Genomic DNA, 16,535 nt, shown 5'->3' on the forward strand with positions numbered 1-16,535 from the left:
TATTAAATCGTGGCGCACCTGCTATTTCAATAAATCGATTTTGCAAAAATTGGCCCAACATAAATTGGCGGATTGTTCCTTTTGTTTCGCAAGCTTAGCTTTCTTACAGCACGAGGAGGTCCTTTTTTCGGCAGATGTGAAGGCAACTTGAATAGCTAGGTTTATGCAGGCACTTGGCGGTCGCCTACGTGAAGTCTGGCGCGGTTTTGAGTTGTTGAAACGATGAAAAATGCCGCGTGCTTTGTGAGGTGTTCTGAATCGAGGTGGCTTCAGAATATGCTTAAATAATGAATGTCTGGGGGAGATTATCAGACCCCAATATAGGAGCACTCGTGGGAATGTGCATGTTGCCGGACTATGATGGTTGTCGGCATTAAAAAAGAAAACCCCGCTTGGGGCGGGGTTTTGAGAGGTTGCATTGGAGGCTTGTGTTACTGCACAAGTTCGTAGGTTATTGTAACTGATGACGAGAGGGTCTCCTGACCTGCTGCAATTGGCGGGGCACTGTCCATTTTTGCAGCTCTCATGCCCATCATTTCCGGGTAAGGGCGTGGGTTGTACCCGGCTTCGGAAATGCTGAGAATTTTGCCGAGGCTAACACCAGCAGCTTTCGCGTAGGTTTCCGCCTTGGTGCGGGCGTCTTTCACGGCACTTTCGCGAGCTTCATCAATATATTTTTCAGGATTGGATACGCCGAACTGGATCTGGCCAACATCGTTGGAGCCGTTTTGCACCAGCATGTCTAGCGTGGTGCCCAGTTTGGTGATGTCCTGCAGACTGATGCGGATGCCGTTCTGCACACGGTAGCCAACAATCTCAGGAGCTTTTGGCTCATTGTTTTTGAGGCGGCGGTTGTCGTAGATCGGTGAAATGTCAAAACCGGTGGTCTGGATGTTCTTTTTTTCGATGCCTGCGTCTTCAACATCCTGCAGGATGGCGCGCATGGTGACGGAGTTTTGCTGAAGGGCGGACTTTGCATCATCACCCTGTGTGATTACGCGGGAGACCAGCGTCGCCATATCAGGCGCCACGTTGACCGACCCCTGGCCGGAGATTGTGATCTTGCCAGTTTGCTCAGCAGCCTTGGCATTGACACCGCTGGATACAACAAGGGCGGCGGCAACAAGACCAGCAACTGCCAGCGCGCTTATACTTGGAAGACGCAATTTCTTCTGTTCGCTCTGCATTAAATTCTCCAGTTTCAAATTTGTTGAGGCTGATGCCTGATCCGTGCTGCGGACTGTCATTCTTGATCAGCCGAATATCGAGAAATGCAATTAGAAGTTACAATTGCGGCGGCTCTCAGGCGTGATCATGTCAATTCACGGGTTTGATTTTGATGATCCAGGTTTATCGGATCGCCGACATTGCCATCCCCCGACAACAGGATTGCAATGGGGCGCGAAGAAGGGAATTGGGCGCAAATGATGATGGCAAGCACGACAAGCGGCACGCACAACACCATTCCAATGACGCCCCATAATGCCCCCCAAAAGCTCAAGGAGATCATAATGACGAGGGGTGAAATGTTAAGTTGTGTGCCCATCAGACGTGGTTCCACCAGATTGCCGAGAATGAACTGAACTGCTCCCAGCCCAAGAGTAATCGCGATGAATGGTGTGAGGGTGTCGAAATAGACCAGTGACAGCAGGCTTGGGAAGATGACCGCAATCAGAGAGCCGATGGTCGGGATGTAGTTGAGCAGGAAGGCGATGAACCCGAAAAGGGCCGCGTAGGGCAGGCCTGCCCATGACGTGATGCCGTAGGTGAGGAAACCGGTGATGATGCTGACACCGGTTTTGATGCCCATGTAGTGGCGCATGCGGCGACCAATCTCTCCGCGGATGGCGAACGCAAGCTGTACGCGGTCAGAATCTTCAAAGAGGGCAGCGAGCTTTTTGTCAAAGGTTGCCGCCTCGAAAATCATGAAGAGCACGTAGATGAAGACCAGTGAGCTGGATCCGGCCAGACTGGTGAGAACGGATGCCCCGGTGCTGAGGGCTGCACTTAGCGAGAAGTTGGGCAAGATGTCTGAAAGCTGGAGCGGCTTTTCCATATTCAGTTGATTGGCAAGCTTGAGCAGCAGCTCATCCAGCCGTCCTTGATAGGTCGGTGCATCGAACGCCAGCTGTTGCAGGTTGACTGAGACGATGTTGAACAGGATGCCGACGACATAAAAGATCGCGAACAGGGCCAGCAAAATGGTGAGCGGGCGCGGCAGATACGGTCCAACCACAGGCAAATGTCGCAGGGCAGAGGACATGGAGTTGATAATGTACCAAAGCACCAGTGCGATAATCAGGGGTATAATGAGGGAGCGCCCTATGAAGAGTAGCCAGCCAATAATGACAAGAAGGAACAAAGAGGCGGTGAACTTAATGAGAGGCTGGCGCATCATGCACTCCAAGGGGTCAGGCTGCCGGAAGCTGTTAGTTTTCACATAGTCTCTTAAAATCAGGTATTTATAAAGCTTTGTGATGAATGCTCTGTTGATCTGCCGGGGAAAAGGCGCATCCCCAAGTTTCAACAGGATCTGCCTTGTTCACTGCTATAAACAATTTACTCACCCGTGGTTGTTGGTGTAGAACCTGTCTTCGGTAAGGGCCTGTAGCTCAACTGGTTAGAGCCGTCCGCTCATAACGGACTGGTTGGGGGTTCAAGTCCCTCCGGGCCTACCACCTTTCCTATCTTGTTCATTTCCCTTTTAGAACAGCTGCCTTGATGTAACTTGCATTCAAGTCATGCATTTATGCTATCTGCATGATGTAATCGTGTGGGCTCTATTAGAATTGATATTTATACCACTATGAATTTATAGGTGATATATTCTATCAGGTATCTACTGGGTGAAATTGGTTTAAAGTAATCACTTGGTTCTTACCTTGTTAAAAGAAACTAATAACTCGATATGTCGAGAGATGACACAATAGTATTCCCCCAATATACCAAAGCTACATCGATACAACTGACACTTTCTTTCTCAGAAATTTATCGTGAAGTCCTCGTTAGATTAGGGGTTGCTATGAGACTAAATTCTGCTCTCGGGCTTATGCTGGGGTGTGTCCTCAGTGTTGGCTCCTCTCACGCACAACAACTTGTTTATCAGCCGACTAATCCGAGCTTTGGCGGATATGCGGCTAATACTACCCACCTTTTTGCAACGGCGAATGCCCAGAAAACTGCAACTGTCGGAGGAAGCAATAAATATGGTTCCGGGTCTGGTAGCGGTGCTGATGGTTCTGGCAGTAGCCTGGCTGATTTGTTTGTACGCCAGCTGCAGAACCGATTGATTTATGCTTTGGCGGATCAGGTATCCCAGGCGATTTTTGGTGATGATCCGAAAGACAGCGGCACTGTGAGCTTTGGCGACCAGAAGGTTTCGTTTGTTCGCGGCACAGATTCCATTCAGCTGCAGATTATTGATGAAAGCACGGGTGCCATTACCGATATCACGGTTCCTGTCCTGCAGGACGGTACTCCCATAAATTAATGCCAGGTTATTGATATGATGAAGAAAACCATTGTTGTTGCCATGGCGTTGTCGTTGTCTGCCTGCGGGCCGGTAACACGCATGGCATTTAGTCCCGGACCTCAGCTTGCAACGATTTCGGTGCAAGCCAGCAAGCTGAAAAAGCTGCCCGCTCCGAAGGAACCGATTTACGCTGCTGTCTACAGTTATCAGGATCTGACAGGCCAGTATAAGCCGTCGGATAAGGTTCAGACACTGTCACGATCTGTGACGCAGGGCGCTGACACTATGCTGGTTCGTGCGCTTCAGGATGCCGGGGATCGCAAATGGTTCCGCGTGGTTGAAAGGGGCAATCTTGATGCTTTGCTGAAAGAACGCCAGATCGTTACGCAGATCCGCAAAATCTATCTGGGTGAAGACAAAGTTGATCCGAAGGTTCTGCCACCACTGCTTTATGCGGGGGTTCTGTTTGAAGGTGGTGTCGTTGGGTATGACAGCAACACCCGAACAGGCGGATTAGGGGCTCGTTATCTGGGCATTGGCGGGAATGCGGATTACCGGCAGGATGACGTGACTGTTTCGCTGCGTGCTGTCAGCACACGGACCGGTGAAGTCATGGCCAACGTGATGGTTCAAAAATCCGTTGTCTCTGTCGGGCTGAAAGGCGGCGCGTTCCGCTACATCGCTTTAGATGAAATTTTGGAAGCCGAAGCTGGCATCACCAAGAATGAGCCTGTCACCCTTGCTGTGCAGCAGGCCATTGAGAAGGCGGTTTACTCCATTGTTATGGAAGGGGCGCGTGTTGGAGCGTGGAGTTTTGAGAACCCGGCTCAAGCCAATGCTTTGTATCAGGAATACACATCTGAGAAGGCACAGGTCACCCAGCGTGTAAAGGTTAAAAAGGCTCGCCCCCCATCGAATATGGGTCCTTACAGAGGCAGTGTTCCACTGGCACGGTCAAACCTGTGGGCGAATAAGAAATCTTAGGATGTTGCAAAATGTTCAGCAGTTCTAGAACAACATCCATCTTTTTCCTCTTGATCCAAAATTTCTCTAAGCCATTGAAAATAAGTGACTATGAGAAATGGTGGCAAGAGATCTCGGTTACCGTAAAAACGGTAATAGAGGGTGTGCGACCTCGCAAAAACTCACACACCCTCATGTCGCAACGGAGCAAATGTGATTGGTTACAATCTCCTTTGCTCACCCGAACTATTATAGGTGAAGGTTCGTAATTATGAAGCAAATTCTTATTTTGTCATGTTCAGCTTTGGCATTTTCAGTTGCTGCTGCACATGCGGGAGATGGTAATGCATCTTCCCTGAGCCAGGTAAATCTTGCTGGTGCAGGCAACACGGGTACAATCACCCAGATTGGCGACAGCAACGACGCGATTGTAGTGCAGACCAACACTGCAGGTGGTGGTAATAACGCAACTGTGCTGCAAACTGGCAGCAACAACATTGCTGGTAGCAATCGTAGCCCAAGCGGTAAGTACGACGGGCAGATGGTGCAGGATGGCGCTAGCAATACTCTTTCCATCAACCAAGATAACAATCAGATGGTAAGAAATGTTAGTCAGTCTGGTGACCAGAACACTGCAAGTATCTTGCAGCGTGCAAATGGCTCTCCTTCTGATCGTACTCCTGATCATCGTGTCTGGCGTGTAAATCAGACCGGTCAGGCCGGTGCTGTTGCCTTACAGAACAGCCTGACAATTGACCAGCGTGGTGACACCAACGTTGTTGCTAAGGTTAGGCAGGAAAATACCTCTGTAACTGGTGGTGTAAACACTGCTTCAATTCGTCAGCGTGGGGACTTTAACGGCGCTAATATTGATGATGTTCCACCAGATCCAACAGGAACAGGTACTCCTGTTGTTGAAGGTCCATCCCATGGTGCGAAGCTGATTCAGGTTGGTTCTGCCAACGACACATCAGCTCTTCAGAATGGCTCGCGCAACAACTTCTGGCTTGAGTCCAGAGGTGTCGGCAATATGGTTGATCTGGTTCAGGATGCTGGTTCAAATCAGTCCTACACCAAATCTGTCATTGAAGGTGACATGAATGATGCTGGATACCGCCAGACTGGTGACATGCAGGATATTGATGTCAGTCTAAACGGCAGCAACTTTATGATCCGTGCGCGTCAGGCTGGAGACTCCAACACAGTTGATTACGTGGGTGCTGGTACCAACGGCAAAGTTTCCATTCAGCAGAATGGTGCTGGCAATGAATTCTCCGGTTACTCATGGGGCGATCGGCAATATATTGCTGTGAAGCAGTCTGGTGATAACAACGGCGTTTTCATTGATGGCTTGAATGGTCCTAATCTCAACAAGTTCTATGTGTTGCAGACAACAAGCGACAACGGCGTAACGGTTGGGGTTGTTGATGGTAGCTACAACCGCCTGCAGTTCATTCAAAAAGGTGGTGATGGCAACAACATCGATTTTGAAGACGTTAATGGTGATCAGAACAAGATCTTCCTCACCCAGAACGGTACAGGCAATATGATCACCGGTAATGTTGGTAATCGGACTGATGCCTCTACCAGCAATGATAACCACATTCAGGTCGGGCAGATCGGTGATTACAACGAAGCCGGCGTCTCTGTGATGGGAAGCCACAACAGAGCAATGGTTGGCCAGAAGGGTGACTTCAACATTGCTAGTGTCAGCCAGACCGGTGACAGCAACTCTGCAACTATTAACCAGGGTGCTGCCAGTGTGGGAGTTCCAGCTATCGTGACTGACAGTTCTGTTCCGTTCAATACTTTGATGGGCTCGAACTGGTAAGTCTTTTTTCCCCGGCCTACGGGCCGGGGTCTTTTCAGTTTTAGTGACTGAATGCAGAAAAAAAAGAAAATGCTGTGATGTGATGGGAGTGGAGTATTCCACTCCCGGAGCATTGCAATGTTGTTTAGGCGTGTCGGTTTTTTCGTTTTTGGCAGTGTTGTTTGTGGTGCGCTTTCTGGTGTTTCTGCCCAGGAAATGGCTGTTATTCCGCAAGTTGATGTCTCTGGGTATCAGCAGGATGCCTCAACTGCTCAGTTACTGGAAGACATGAGCGCTAAGGTGTTTACGGGCAATATTCCTCAAGTGACGGAATTTGGTGGGAACACCATCAGCCTTCGGGGGCTGGAAGAGAGTTACGCCACTTTGATCGTTCCTGTGATGCCAGAAACAGTCAGCGGCGTGCCGAACTCTCCGGTTGCCGGGCAGGGGCTCATTATCGGGACTGGGAATACGGTGCTTTATGAGGCTGAGGGAACAGGGAATGGCTTTGGATTTATCCAGTATGGATATGGCAATGCACTCTCCGGCAGAGCCTATGGGCACGACAACAATGCGCTGGTGGGGCAGTTCGGGAACAACAACCGGGCGCTCTTCAATCAATTTGGAGATGGAAACTCTCTGAGTATCATGCAGGGGCAATAGCCTTCATTGGGCTCCTCGCTCCGAATTTTCGGGTGATGGATATGTTTAGGAAATTAGCGGGTTTAATTCTGGCATCTGTTTTGATGCCATCTGCGGCTTTTGCAGGTGATGGGAATACGGCTCTCATCCGGCAGGTGGGGGACAATCACGAAGTTCAGGTTTCTCAAAATGCGAGTGGCAGTGATGTGACTGTCTTGCAAGGGGGAGACACTTTAACCGCAGGCTTGGGTCAACAAGCTTTGCGTGGGACATGGTTTGTCGGCAAGCTGTTGGGTGCCTCAAAAAATACACTGGATACAGCAGATAATGTTGCTGCGCTTGCCGTGCGCAACAGCTTTCTCGCCCCTTCTGCCGCTGGTGTTGGGAATGAAGCAACCGTTGTGATTTCAGGTGATAATTCAACGGGCAATCTGTTCCAGACGGGTGACGGTAATCAGGGCTCGGTAGAAGTATCCGGCAGCAGTTCCAAGGGCACGTTATGGCAACATGGCAATAACAACGAAGCCGGGCTTGCTGTGACGAGCAACGGGACCAATGTGCTTTACACGCAGCGTGGGAACGGGCTTAAAACTTCAGATGTTGCTGCTGGCAACACGCTTACCGTCTATGCACCAGGTAATACTGTGATGGTGCATCAGCAGTAGGCTGAGCCATGCTTTAGCAGAGGCGAGCTTCAAGTGTTCAGGGCGTTCTCACGCTCTGCCATTGCCAGAGCACCGCGCAGGGCGTCGTTCTTGGCGGGCACAATGAACTGCTTCAGGTCTGGAGGCAGAAACGAGTCGTAGGCGTGGCTCAGGCCGCCGAGCAAAGCGATGGGGAGTTTGCCATCATCGCTTAAAAGCCGCAGGGCGGAGGCCACGTAGGTGGTGCCTTCCTCGACAATGTCGAGGGCAAGGCGGCTTTGCTGTTTGGCATAGACGAGGATGATGGGCATGAACTCGCCAAAGTCTTTTGGCTTTGCGGTGCGGGCAAACTCGGAAAGCTTACGCGGATCGTCGTTAAACTGGCGCAAAATGTGTTCCGTTAGCGGACATAGGCTGCGCAGGCCGTCGTGGGCGAGCAAGGCTTCTTCCAGTGCGCGTTCGCCCATTTTGGCACCGCTGCCCTGATCTCCGCAATGGAAGCCCCAGCCGCCAAGGTAATAGTGCTTTTCGCCTTTGCGGGCCATGAAGTTGGACCCTGTGCCGAGGATGCCGATGACACCGTCGTCAGAATCATGAGCGCCTTCCAATGCGATTAAGCTGTCGGAGACGACCTGAACGGCGGCGAACGGCAGGTTTTCGGCAAGGCCAATGGGGTCGTTGTGGGCGTTGGCGCCTGCCAGCCCCAGCACTGCGAATGTCTGTTGTAAGGCTTCTTCGGTCAGCCCTGCGTCCTTGCAGGCCTCTTTGGCGGCATGGAGAATGGAGCTGAGGCTCTGGGTCGGGTCGCTGTAGATGTTGGCTGATCCGGCTTTGCCGCGTCCCAGCAAACGTCCATCTGCTGTTGCGATTGCAGCACGACAACTGGAGCCGCCGCCATCAACACCCAGAATGTAATCCATGAAGCTTGCCTCTGTTTGTTCCAATCCCACTGCTGTGTATGGCAGCAGGTGTTTAATGCATGGTTGAGACTTGTCAGTTTTAGCGGGCGGTGGTTTGAGGGGGATTGGTTGACGGTGGCTGGAATAGGATGTGTTGGTTGACGAGTTTGTTGATGAGCAAGCGGTTTACCCGGCGTTGGACCTCGCAGAGCATAAGCGCACTGAGGTGTTTAGGTCTGCAGCGCGCTTATGATGTGATGGCTTGCTTGCTGAGAGCTGAGCCCCTTGCCGTGAGGTGTGCCTGTCTTACTTCGTGTTCACCCTTGCAGAGAGTTCGGCGGCGGTTTCTTTGCGTTCGGAGTAGCGGTCGGTCAGGTAGTCTGCATGGCCGCGGGTGAGGTGGGTGAATTTCATGAGTTCTTCCATCACGTCCACCGCGCGGTCGTAGAGAGAGGACGGCTTCATGCGGTCGGTCTCGTCGAACTCCAGAAACGCTTTGGGGATTGAGGACTGGTTTGGAATGGTGACCATGCGCATCCAGCGGCCCAGCACGCGCATCTGGTTGACGGCGTTGAAGCTTTGGGAGCCGCCGCTGACCTGCATCAGAGCGAGTGTCTTGCCCTGAGTTGGGCGGACTGCACCGACGGAGAGGGGCACCCAGTCAATCATGGTTTTCATGATACCGGTCATGGAGCCGTGGCGCTCTGGTGAGCACCAGACCTGACCTTCGGACCACATCATCAGCTCACGCAGTTCCTGCACCTTGGGGTGGTCAGGCTCTGCATCATCAGCCAGTGGCAGGCCGCTTGGGTTGAAGATGCGGGTTTGCGCGCCGAGCTGCTCCAGTATGCGCTGGGCTTCCAGCACTGCGAGGCGGGAGAAGGAGCGTTTGCGCAGGGAGCCGTAGAGCAGCAGGATGCGTGGGGCATGGTCTGGCGCGTCGTCTTTGCGCAGAGCACCAGTGTTGATGGGTTGGAAGCTGTCGGCCTCCACCTTTGGCAGATCAGAAGACATCTCAGACACGGCTTAACCCTTTGCCGGAATGACGACTTCGCCGTCTTCCTTGGTGAATGCGCCTATCTGTTCCTCATCCAGAATTTCCAGCAGGACGTCAGAAGGGCGGCAGAGGCGGGTGCCTTTGGCGGTGGTGACGAATGGGCGGTTCATGAGGATCGGGTGTTGCTCGATGAAGTCGATGAGCTGCGCGTCGGTCCATTTTTTATCATCGAGGCCGAGCTCTTCGTAGGGTGTGCCTTTTTTGCGCAGGATTTCGCGCACGGTGAGGCCGCTGTCTTTGATCAGCTTTTCCAGTGTAGCGCGGGAAGGCGGGGTTTTGAGGTACTCGATGACCTCTGGTTCCATGCCTGCCTGCTTGAGCATGGCGAGGGTGTTGCGGGAGGTGCCGCATTTTGGGTTGTGGTAGATGATCGGGTTCATTTGGTCTCTCCGATGGGGTCGGTCAACGACAAGGAAACGGGTTGAAATCCAGACACAGGGTGGGATCGCCGCTGCAGCAATCCTGCGTCAGGAAACGAAGCAGGCCGCGCATGGTGTGCGGGGCAATGGCATAGCGCACCACACGCCCTTCGCGCTGGGCGGTGAGGAGCCCGGCGCGTTCAAGCGTTGCGAGGTGAAAGGACATGCGTGTGGGGGCGATGGATAGATCTTTGGCGATCTGTCCGGAGGGCAGGCCCTTGGGCATTGCTGTCAGGATGAGACGGAAGGCAGCGAGCCTGTCTTTGTGAGCCAGAGCGCTCAGCGCTGCGACGGCTTCGTCTTCCTTTAGATTTGCGAAGGTGTTGCACTCAGAATTCTCTGTCATGCAATAATACTACAAATATCCTTGTAGTATTGCAAGGTGAGTCTTCTGAAGGAAAAAAGAGAGGGAGGCTTTTGTTGTTATTGAGGAGTGCCTCCCTCCAATGTGCCAATGCCAACCTGTCAGGCATTGGGCGGTCCAGATGGGGTGTGCGTTGTGTTTAGCCGCGCGGTGCAAGGTGGAAGAGAATGACCTCAGCCCCATTGCCGTTGCTCAGTTCCAGCGTGCCACGGCCTTCAGCTTCAATGGCATCGCCATCACTCAGCGTTTGGCCACCGATCTGCACTTCGCCGCGGGCCACGTGCACGTAGACTGCGCGCTCGTCTGCCAGCTCAAAGCTGATGATGTCAGCGCCATCCAGCTTGCCGGAGTAGATATCGGCGGCGGCTTCTGTGCGGATAGACCCGTCACGGCCATCGTGCGAGAGGAACAGTTGCAGTTTGCCGCTGCGGGCTTCGTCGCTCAGGTCCAACATCTCATAGCGCGGTGTGGTGTTCTTGCGGTCCGGGATCAGCCAGATCTGGAGCAGGTGCGTTTCGTCCGTGCTGGACGGGTTGAACTCGGAGTGCTGCACACCGGTGCCGGTGCTCATGAACTGGATGCCACCTTTGTGCACGGTGCTGCCGTTGCCCATGGTGTCTTTGTGTTCCAGTGCGCCTTCCAGCATGTAGGAGAAGATTTCGAAGTTCTCATGGGGGTGCATGGGGAAGCCGCCATCGGGGCCGACCCAGTCATCGTTGATGACCCGCAGATTGTGGAAGTTCATGTTATTGCGGTCAAAATAGCTGGCGAAGCTGAAGGAGTGGGCGGATTTCAACCAACCTGCATCGGCATGGCCGCGCTGGTGGGAAGGGCGAACTCTCAGTTTCAAATCGGATGCTGTAACAGACATGGGGCTCTCCTGATTTCTTAATATTTACAGTGGTGTCGTCATGCCCTTAAAGATATTCCAGTGCTTGGAATGAACAAGGTAAGCTTTGGTGATCTGATTGTTCGCCATTAGTGAACGAACAGATTCGGGGCGTGTTTTCGGAAAATGCAAAATCCGGCTCTGAATTTCTCAAAAATTTCGCAGGGGGAGGTGCTGACTCAGATTCCTGTGCGCTACTTGTGTCAAAGCCCCTAAATCTGTGGGTTAGCGCCGCGCTTTAAAGACTTCTGGTAGGTCCTCCGCCTAATTTGCGGATTGGTTAATGAAAGATTTCTGAGTCATGATGCAGCTGTCCTTCAAAACGGCTGCCCTTAAGGCTTGGAGCGTGGAACAGGTAGTATGGCGTTGAAAATCCTGCACACAGCAGACTGGCATATTGGCCAGAGTCTGAATGGCTGGTCGCGCACCTATGAGCATCAACAATTCTTCATGGAGCTTGAAGAGTTGATTGAACGCCATGAGGTGGATGCGCTGGTTGTGGCAGGAGACGTGTTTGACAACCAGAACCCATCCGCAGATGCCACGCAGATGCTGTATGAGGCACTCGCGCGGTTCCGCGAGAAGCGCCCGCATCTGGTGACGGTGCTGACTGCTGGCAATCATGACCCTGCCGGACGTGTGGAAGCGCCGGGTGTGCTGTTTCAAAAGATTGGCGTACAGGCGGTTGGCATGGTGCGCCGAAACGATGGCTTGCTGGACCTTTCCCATCATCTTGTACCGCTTTATGACAGTGATGGCGCCGTGAAAGCCTATGTGCTGGCGCTGCCGTTTCCTCGGGCAACGGATTTGCCGGGACTGAGCTTTTCTTCTTCAGAGGAAGGGTCTCCTGTGGTGCGGGCTGTGGCAGAGCTTTATGAGGCGGCAGCCTCGCAAGCTCGTGAGCAGATTGGTGAGATGCCGCTTATTGCGACTGGTCACTTGCATGTGGCGGGTGGTCTGGAGTCAGAAGGGGCGGAGCGCCGTATTCTGATTGGCGGTGAGCATGCCATGCCGTGGGAGCAGTTTCCTGATGATCTGACTTATGTGGCGCTTGGGCATTTGCATAAACCGCAGAAGGTGGGCAAAGAAACCATCCGCTACTCCGGGTCCCCGTTTCCTCTTTCTGTCACCGAGCAGCATTACAAGCACGGCGTTAATCTGCTGAGCTTTTCTGATGCCGGTGTGCTTTCCATTGAGCGCTTGCCTCTTAGCCGACCTGTGCCATTCCATCGCCTGAAAGGGGATGGTGGTTTGTTGCTGGAGGAGCTGGTGCCAGCCCTTGAGGCGCTGGAGCTGGATGCGGATCTGCCAGTGGAGCAGCAGCCGTTTGTGCATGTGGATTTGCGACCGCAGGTTTCTGCCGGTGGGCTCAAAGCTGAGGTGGATCAGATCCTTGCGCAATATCCAGTGCGCAGTGCCGGTGTTTCTGTGTTGCGGCAAAAACAGGAAGAGGTGGTGAGCGCTGAGGCCGAGAGCCTCATTCGCCTTTCTGAAATTCAGCCGGATGAGCTTTTCAAATCCGCTTTTGAGCGGGTGCACGGCATTGAGCCGGAAGCCAAACATCTGGATTATTTTTATCGCGCAATCGCAGAAGCGGAGGTTGAGTAATGCGTATTCTAGCGGTGCGTGGCGAAAACCTTGCCAGTCTGGCGGCTCCGTTTGAGATTGACCTTGAACAGGAGCCGTTGAACGGGGCTGGTTTGTTCGCGATTACCGGAGAAACGGGCGCGGGCAAATCCACATTGCTGGACGCCTTGTGTCTTGCCTTGTTTGGGCAATGCCCACGTTTGAGCGCTGCAGGCAGCAGCGACAGTGTGCCGGATGTTGCCGGTGCTGAGCTGCGAGAAACAAACCCGCGCACCGTGCTTACGCGTGGGGCTGCCTCTGGCTTTGCTGAGGCGGACTTTGTTGGCGCGGATGGAACGGGATATCGCGCGCGCTGGACTGTGCGCCGGGCCCGCAACAAAGCATCTGGACGCCTGCAGAATGTGGAGCGCTCGCTGGTTCGCATTGAAGACAATGCCGCGGTTGAGAGCGGCATCAAACAGGTGGATGCGGCTGTCGAAGAGCGGTTGGGCCTGACCTATGACCAGTTCAAGCGTACGGTGCTGTTGGCGCAGGGGGATTTTGATGCCTTCCTGAAAGCCAATGACAATGAGCGCGCTGCCTTGCTTGAAAAAGTGACGGGTACGCAGCGCTACAGAGATATTTCCAAACAGATTTTCCAGCGCTTTACTGATGCGAAGGACGCAACCTCAAAACTGGAAGAAAAGTCTGATGTGGCTGGTCTTTTAGAAGAGGAAGAACGCACTGCGCTTGTTGGGCAGTCAGAAGAGTTGGAAAAGCAGTCCAAGTCTGTGCAGTCGGATATGGATGCGATTGCCAAGTCTCTGGGGCATTTGCAAAAATTGGATGAAGCCAAGACAAAGCTGGCGTCTGCGCAGGACGAGTTTGTGGCGTTGAAGGCCCGCCATGAAAATGCGAAGGCCAAGCGGGATCTGAAAGCACAATTTGAGCGCATCAAATCTCTTGAGCCTGTGAACCACCGTGTGGTTGAGGCCGAGAAGGATGTTGCTGGCACCCGTGCTGCTGCTGAAAGAAGCCGGGTGATGCTGGAAGGTACTCGCAAAGACCTTGCTGGCAAGGAAGAGCAGGCCAAACAAGCTGATGCGGTTTTTAATGAACTGGAAGCTGAACTTGCCAAGTTGACACCGGAATGGAGTGCAGCTGAGCAACTGGACACCAAGTTGGGTGAGCTTGAGGTTGAAGGCAAACAATTGCGGGACCGCTCTGACACTGCTGTGGCGGATGCCATGCAGGCGGATGCAGCGCTGGCAGAGCACACCAAATCTCTGGATGAGCAGAAAGCCTTGCAAGCCACTGTGAAAGAGCAGATGGCGCGGTTGAGTGCGACCAAGATTTTGAAAGACCGTCAGGATAGCCTGATTGCAGATCTGGATGAGTTTGAACGGGTTCAGGTTGCGCTGACGAAAGATGCGACGCACCTTGCCCAGATGCGCAAGCGCGAGAGTGAGTTGAGCGATATCCAGAGCACTCTTTCTGCCCAGCTGGAGCAGTTTGTTTCTGATCTGGAAGGGTGTGAAGGCGCGTTTGCTGCCAAGAAAGGCGAGATTTCCGCTCTTGGTGCTGAGAGTGCCCGTAAAAGCATGGAGCAGCTTTCTACGTTCCGTCAGCGGGCTGAAAAACTGCAGGAGACGTCTCGCCACTTTTTAAAAGCCAAGCGCAACAAGCAGGCTGAGAGTGAGACCTGGAAGAAGCTGGTGGACCAGATGACCGGGTTGCAGCAGGCGAAAAGCAAAGCGTCCAGTGAGCTGACTTTTCGAGGGGAAGCCCTTGAAAAAGCGCGCGGCCTTTCCACTCTTGCTGAAGCGGCGCAAGGTGATCAGGTGAAGCTGTTGCGCGCCGAGCTGGTAGATGATGCACCATGTCCGGTCTGTGGTTCTGACCATCACCCCGTAGATACACAGGAGGGCCGGGCTGCGTTGGACACGCTGTTCGGCGACGTGTTTCTACAGCGCAAGGAAGCGGAAGAAGCTCGCGCAGCTGCGCAGCGAAACCTAGACGAGATCAACGGTCAGCTTGCAGCCTGTGAGGCATCGCAGAAAAATGCGTCCGCCTTGATGGAACGCTATGCCAGTGAGGCTGATGCGCTTCGGGCTGAGGCGGAAGAACAGTGGGCTGCTTTGGCGTCGCCAGTTGAGGTGGCGTTTGCTCTTGATGGCTTGCTTGATGCGCCGGACCTGCTGGACGCTGTGCTTGCGCAAGTGGCGACACAGGTTGAGGCTCTACGCGCCGTTCTTGTTCAGGAGGATGTGCTGCGTCAAGAGCTGGAGCAGCTGGATGTCATGCTGCGTGGTTTGCGGGATGCGCACCAGAAAGCAGTTGGTGATCAGGCTCGCAAGGCTGAAGAGGTTTCATCTATCAAGGTAGAGCTTTCTGGCGTGGAAGGTCGTCACACCGAGAACTTTGAGGCACAGTCGCGACTGGAACAGCGGCTTGGTGAAACGCTGCTGGCTGGTGGCATGGTGTTTGGGTCCCTTGGTGCCGAGGTGCCAGCGCTGAAGGCGAATTTGCAGGAGCGTATCTCCACCTGGGAGCAACTGGAGCAGCAGGAGGGAACAACTTCTGCCGCGCTGCAATCGCTTGAACAGAAAACGAGTGGTTTGAGTGAACGGCGGGATGGACTGGCCAAATCCTCCGGCGAGTTGCTGAGGCAGTTGGAGCAGCTGCGCGTGCTGCATCAGGAGCGCTCTTTAGAGCGGAAACTGTTGTTGGGCGGGATGGCGACCGGGGAGCATCGGGTGGCATTTTCTGAAAAACACAGCAACGCAAAAGAACGCAAAAATAACGCTAGCAACGCACAAAACAACGCAAGAGAAGAATTCGGGCGCATTGAGGCTGGATTGGCAGCGGCAAAAGCTGCGGAGGCAAAAGCGGCCTCTGCGCTAACCGACTGTGCTGACAGGTTAAATGCAGAACTGGCGAGCTTGGGGCTGATGAAAGAAGCCTATGACGGATTGCAGGAGCGGAGCTCTCAGGAGCTGGACGCACTGGCCTCAGAGCTGAAGATGCTGGATGACGCTTACTTAGCAACGCAAACGGCTGTTTCCACCTGGGAGAAGGAGCTTGCTGCTGTTGAGGCACTGCCTCTGCCAGAGAAGCCGCAGGAGGAGTTATCCTCGTTGTTGGAGGCTTCGAAGCAGGCACTTTCCGAGTTGCAGGAGAGTAAGGGGGCTCTTTCTGAAAGGCTACGTGCTGATGCCGTCGCCCGAGAAAAGGCTCAGCAAATCATGGGTTTGTTGTTGGAAGCGAAAGAGACTGCCAAGACGTGGGGTGCGATTTCGGAAGCGATTGGCTCTGCGGATGGTTCCAAGTTTCAGAAGGTGGCGCAGGGTGTTACTCTCGATTTGCTGGTGGAGCTGGCCAACAAACAGCTGCATCAGCTTAAGCCACGGTATCAGCTGAAACGGGCTGACTTCGGTCTTGGCCTGTTCGTCATCGACCGCGATATGGGCGACACACCACGTTCCACACGCTCGCTAAGTGGCGGAGAACGCTTCCTTATTTCGCTCAGCCTCGCACTTGCCCTCTCCGGTTTGGAAGGCCGCCAATCGTTCGTTGATACGCTCTTTATCGACGAAGGTTTCGGTTCTCTTGATGCTGAAAGCCTCGACCTTGCCATTGATGCGCTGGAGATGTTGCAGGGGCAGGGGAGAAAAGTTGGCGTCATTAGCCATGTAGAAGCGCTGAAGGACAGAATTCCGGTTCAGGTTCAGGTGGTTAGGCAGGGTGCTGGACGGAGCCGTGTGGCTGTGAATGCACCAGCAGGATGGTGATAAGTCCTGCTGGGTGCTT

14 protein-coding genes and 1 tRNA gene are annotated in these 16,535 nt (G+C 53.5%); 8 read left to right on the forward strand and 7 right to left on the reverse strand.

Going from position 1 to position 16,535, the window contains the following annotated elements; genetic code table 11:
• Positions 1 to 431: 431 nt before the first annotated feature.
• A complete protein-coding gene (locus PsW74_RS17965; protein ID WP_063289991.1) occupies positions 432 to 1,187 on the reverse strand; it encodes an SIMPL domain-containing protein in 756 nt (251 codons plus the stop codon).
• Between the two features lie 125 nt (positions 1,188 to 1,312).
• Complete coding sequence (locus tag PsW74_RS17970; RefSeq protein ID WP_057461156.1) at positions 1,313 to 2,395, reverse strand: AI-2E family transporter; 1,083 nt, start codon at positions 2,393 to 2,395, stop codon at positions 1,313 to 1,315.
• Between the two features lie 206 nt (positions 2,396 to 2,601).
• Here PsW74_RS17970 and PsW74_RS17975 point away from each other — a divergent pair.
• From PsW74_RS17975 to PsW74_RS18000, 6 genes are all read left to right on the forward strand, one after another.
• Positions 2,602 to 2,678: transfer RNA gene (locus tag PsW74_RS17975), tRNA-Ile, on the forward strand.
• Between the two features lie 344 nt (positions 2,679 to 3,022).
• On the forward strand, positions 3,023 to 3,490 hold the full coding sequence (locus tag PsW74_RS17980) for a curli assembly protein CsgF (RefSeq protein ID WP_208860170.1): 468 nt from the start codon (positions 3,023 to 3,025) through the stop codon (positions 3,488 to 3,490).
• Between the two features lie 15 nt (positions 3,491 to 3,505).
• Positions 3,506 to 4,456: a CsgG/HfaB family protein gene (locus tag PsW74_RS17985; RefSeq protein ID WP_063289990.1), complete on the forward strand. Its 951-nt coding sequence runs from the start codon at positions 3,506 to 3,508 to the stop codon at positions 4,454 to 4,456.
• A gap of 250 nt (positions 4,457 to 4,706) precedes the next feature.
• Complete coding sequence (locus PsW74_RS17990; RefSeq protein WP_063289989.1) at positions 4,707 to 6,266, forward strand: curlin; 1,560 nt, start codon at positions 4,707 to 4,709, stop codon at positions 6,264 to 6,266.
• Between the two features lie 117 nt (positions 6,267 to 6,383).
• The gene (locus PsW74_RS17995; protein WP_063289988.1) at positions 6,384 to 6,908 is read left to right on the forward strand and encodes a curlin repeat-containing protein; all 525 of its coding nucleotides are present in this window, start codon (positions 6,384 to 6,386) and stop codon (positions 6,906 to 6,908) included.
• A 41-nt stretch (positions 6,909 to 6,949) separates the two neighbouring features.
• Entirely contained in the window at positions 6,950 to 7,552 is a 603-nt protein-coding gene (locus tag PsW74_RS18000; protein WP_063290150.1) for a curlin, read from the forward strand.
• A 29-nt stretch (positions 7,553 to 7,581) separates the two neighbouring features.
• Here PsW74_RS18000 and PsW74_RS18005 read toward each other — a convergent pair whose 3' ends face one another.
• The 5 genes from PsW74_RS18005 to PsW74_RS18025 all read right to left on the reverse strand — a co-directional run bounded on the left by PsW74_RS18005 (position 7,582) and on the right by PsW74_RS18025 (position 11,141).
• Positions 7,582 to 8,451 carry a BadF/BadG/BcrA/BcrD ATPase family protein gene (locus PsW74_RS18005; protein ID WP_063289987.1) on the reverse strand — a complete coding sequence of 290 codons (870 nt, stop codon included), beginning with the start codon at positions 8,449 to 8,451 and terminating at the stop codon, positions 7,582 to 7,584.
• Positions 8,452 to 8,736: 285 nt separating this feature from the next.
• The gene (gene arsH / locus PsW74_RS18010; protein WP_063289986.1) at positions 8,737 to 9,444 is read right to left on the reverse strand and encodes an arsenical resistance protein ArsH; all 708 of its coding nucleotides are present in this window, start codon (positions 9,442 to 9,444) and stop codon (positions 8,737 to 8,739) included.
• Between the two features lie 12 nt (positions 9,445 to 9,456).
• Entirely contained in the window at positions 9,457 to 9,867 is a 411-nt protein-coding gene (gene arsC, locus PsW74_RS18015) for an arsenate reductase (glutaredoxin) (protein ID WP_063289985.1), read from the reverse strand.
• Positions 9,868 to 9,889: 22 nt separating this feature from the next.
• A complete protein-coding gene (locus PsW74_RS18020) occupies positions 9,890 to 10,252 on the reverse strand; it encodes a metalloregulator ArsR/SmtB family transcription factor (protein ID WP_063289984.1) in 363 nt (120 codons plus the stop codon).
• A 157-nt stretch (positions 10,253 to 10,409) separates the two neighbouring features.
• Complete coding sequence (locus PsW74_RS18025; protein ID WP_063289983.1) at positions 10,410 to 11,141, reverse strand: pirin family protein; 732 nt, start codon at positions 11,139 to 11,141, stop codon at positions 10,410 to 10,412.
• A gap of 378 nt (positions 11,142 to 11,519) precedes the next feature.
• Here PsW74_RS18025 and sbcD point away from each other — a divergent pair, with 378 nt between their 5' ends.
• A complete protein-coding gene (gene sbcD, locus PsW74_RS18030) occupies positions 11,520 to 12,767 on the forward strand; it encodes an exonuclease subunit SbcD (protein WP_063289982.1) in 1,248 nt (415 codons plus the stop codon).
• Positions 12,767 to 16,516, forward strand: a complete 3,750-nt coding sequence (locus tag PsW74_RS18035; RefSeq protein WP_063289981.1) for an AAA family ATPase — start codon at positions 12,767 to 12,769, stop codon at positions 16,514 to 16,516. Before sbcD ends, PsW74_RS18035 begins: the two co-directional genes overlap by 1 nt.
• Positions 16,517 to 16,535: the final 19 nt, after the last annotated feature.

The organism is Pseudovibrio sp. W74, from assembly GCF_001623085.1.
Classification (GTDB): Bacteria; Pseudomonadota; Alphaproteobacteria; order Rhizobiales; family Stappiaceae; genus Pseudovibrio.

Bases quoted from the DNA above. Each gene is read 5' to 3' on its own strand.
- PsW74_RS17965 (WP_063289991.1), bottom strand. From the start codon at position 1,187: ATGCAGAGCGAACAGAAGAAATTGCGTCTTCCAAGTATAAGCGCGCTG.
- PsW74_RS17970 (WP_057461156.1), bottom strand. From the start codon at position 2,395: ATGCGCCAGCCTCTCATTAAGTTCACCGCCTCTTTGTTCCTTCTTGTC.
- PsW74_RS17980 (WP_208860170.1), top strand. From the start codon at position 3,023: ATGAGACTAAATTCTGCTCTCGGGCTTATGCTGGGGTGTGTCCTCAGT.
- PsW74_RS17985 (WP_063289990.1), top strand. From the start codon at position 3,506: ATGATGAAGAAAACCATTGTTGTTGCCATGGCGTTGTCGTTGTCTGCC.
- PsW74_RS17990 (WP_063289989.1), top strand. From the start codon at position 4,707: ATGAAGCAAATTCTTATTTTGTCATGTTCAGCTTTGGCATTTTCAGTT.
- PsW74_RS17995 (WP_063289988.1), top strand. From the start codon at position 6,384: ATGTTGTTTAGGCGTGTCGGTTTTTTCGTTTTTGGCAGTGTTGTTTGT.
- PsW74_RS18000 (WP_063290150.1), top strand. From the start codon at position 6,950: ATGTTTAGGAAATTAGCGGGTTTAATTCTGGCATCTGTTTTGATGCCA.
- PsW74_RS18005 (WP_063289987.1), bottom strand. From the start codon at position 8,451: ATGGATTACATTCTGGGTGTTGATGGCGGCGGCTCCAGTTGTCGTGCT.
- arsH (WP_063289986.1), bottom strand. From the start codon at position 9,444: ATGTCTTCTGATCTGCCAAAGGTGGAGGCCGACAGCTTCCAACCCATC.
- arsC (WP_063289985.1), bottom strand. From the start codon at position 9,867: ATGAACCCGATCATCTACCACAACCCAAAATGCGGCACCTCCCGCAAC.
- PsW74_RS18020 (WP_063289984.1), bottom strand. From the start codon at position 10,252: ATGACAGAGAATTCTGAGTGCAACACCTTCGCAAATCTAAAGGAAGAC.
- PsW74_RS18025 (WP_063289983.1), bottom strand. From the start codon at position 11,141: ATGTCTGTTACAGCATCCGATTTGAAACTGAGAGTTCGCCCTTCCCAC.
- sbcD (WP_063289982.1), top strand. From the start codon at position 11,520: ATGGCGTTGAAAATCCTGCACACAGCAGACTGGCATATTGGCCAGAGT.
- PsW74_RS18035 (WP_063289981.1), top strand. From the start codon at position 12,767: ATGCGTATTCTAGCGGTGCGTGGCGAAAACCTTGCCAGTCTGGCGGCT.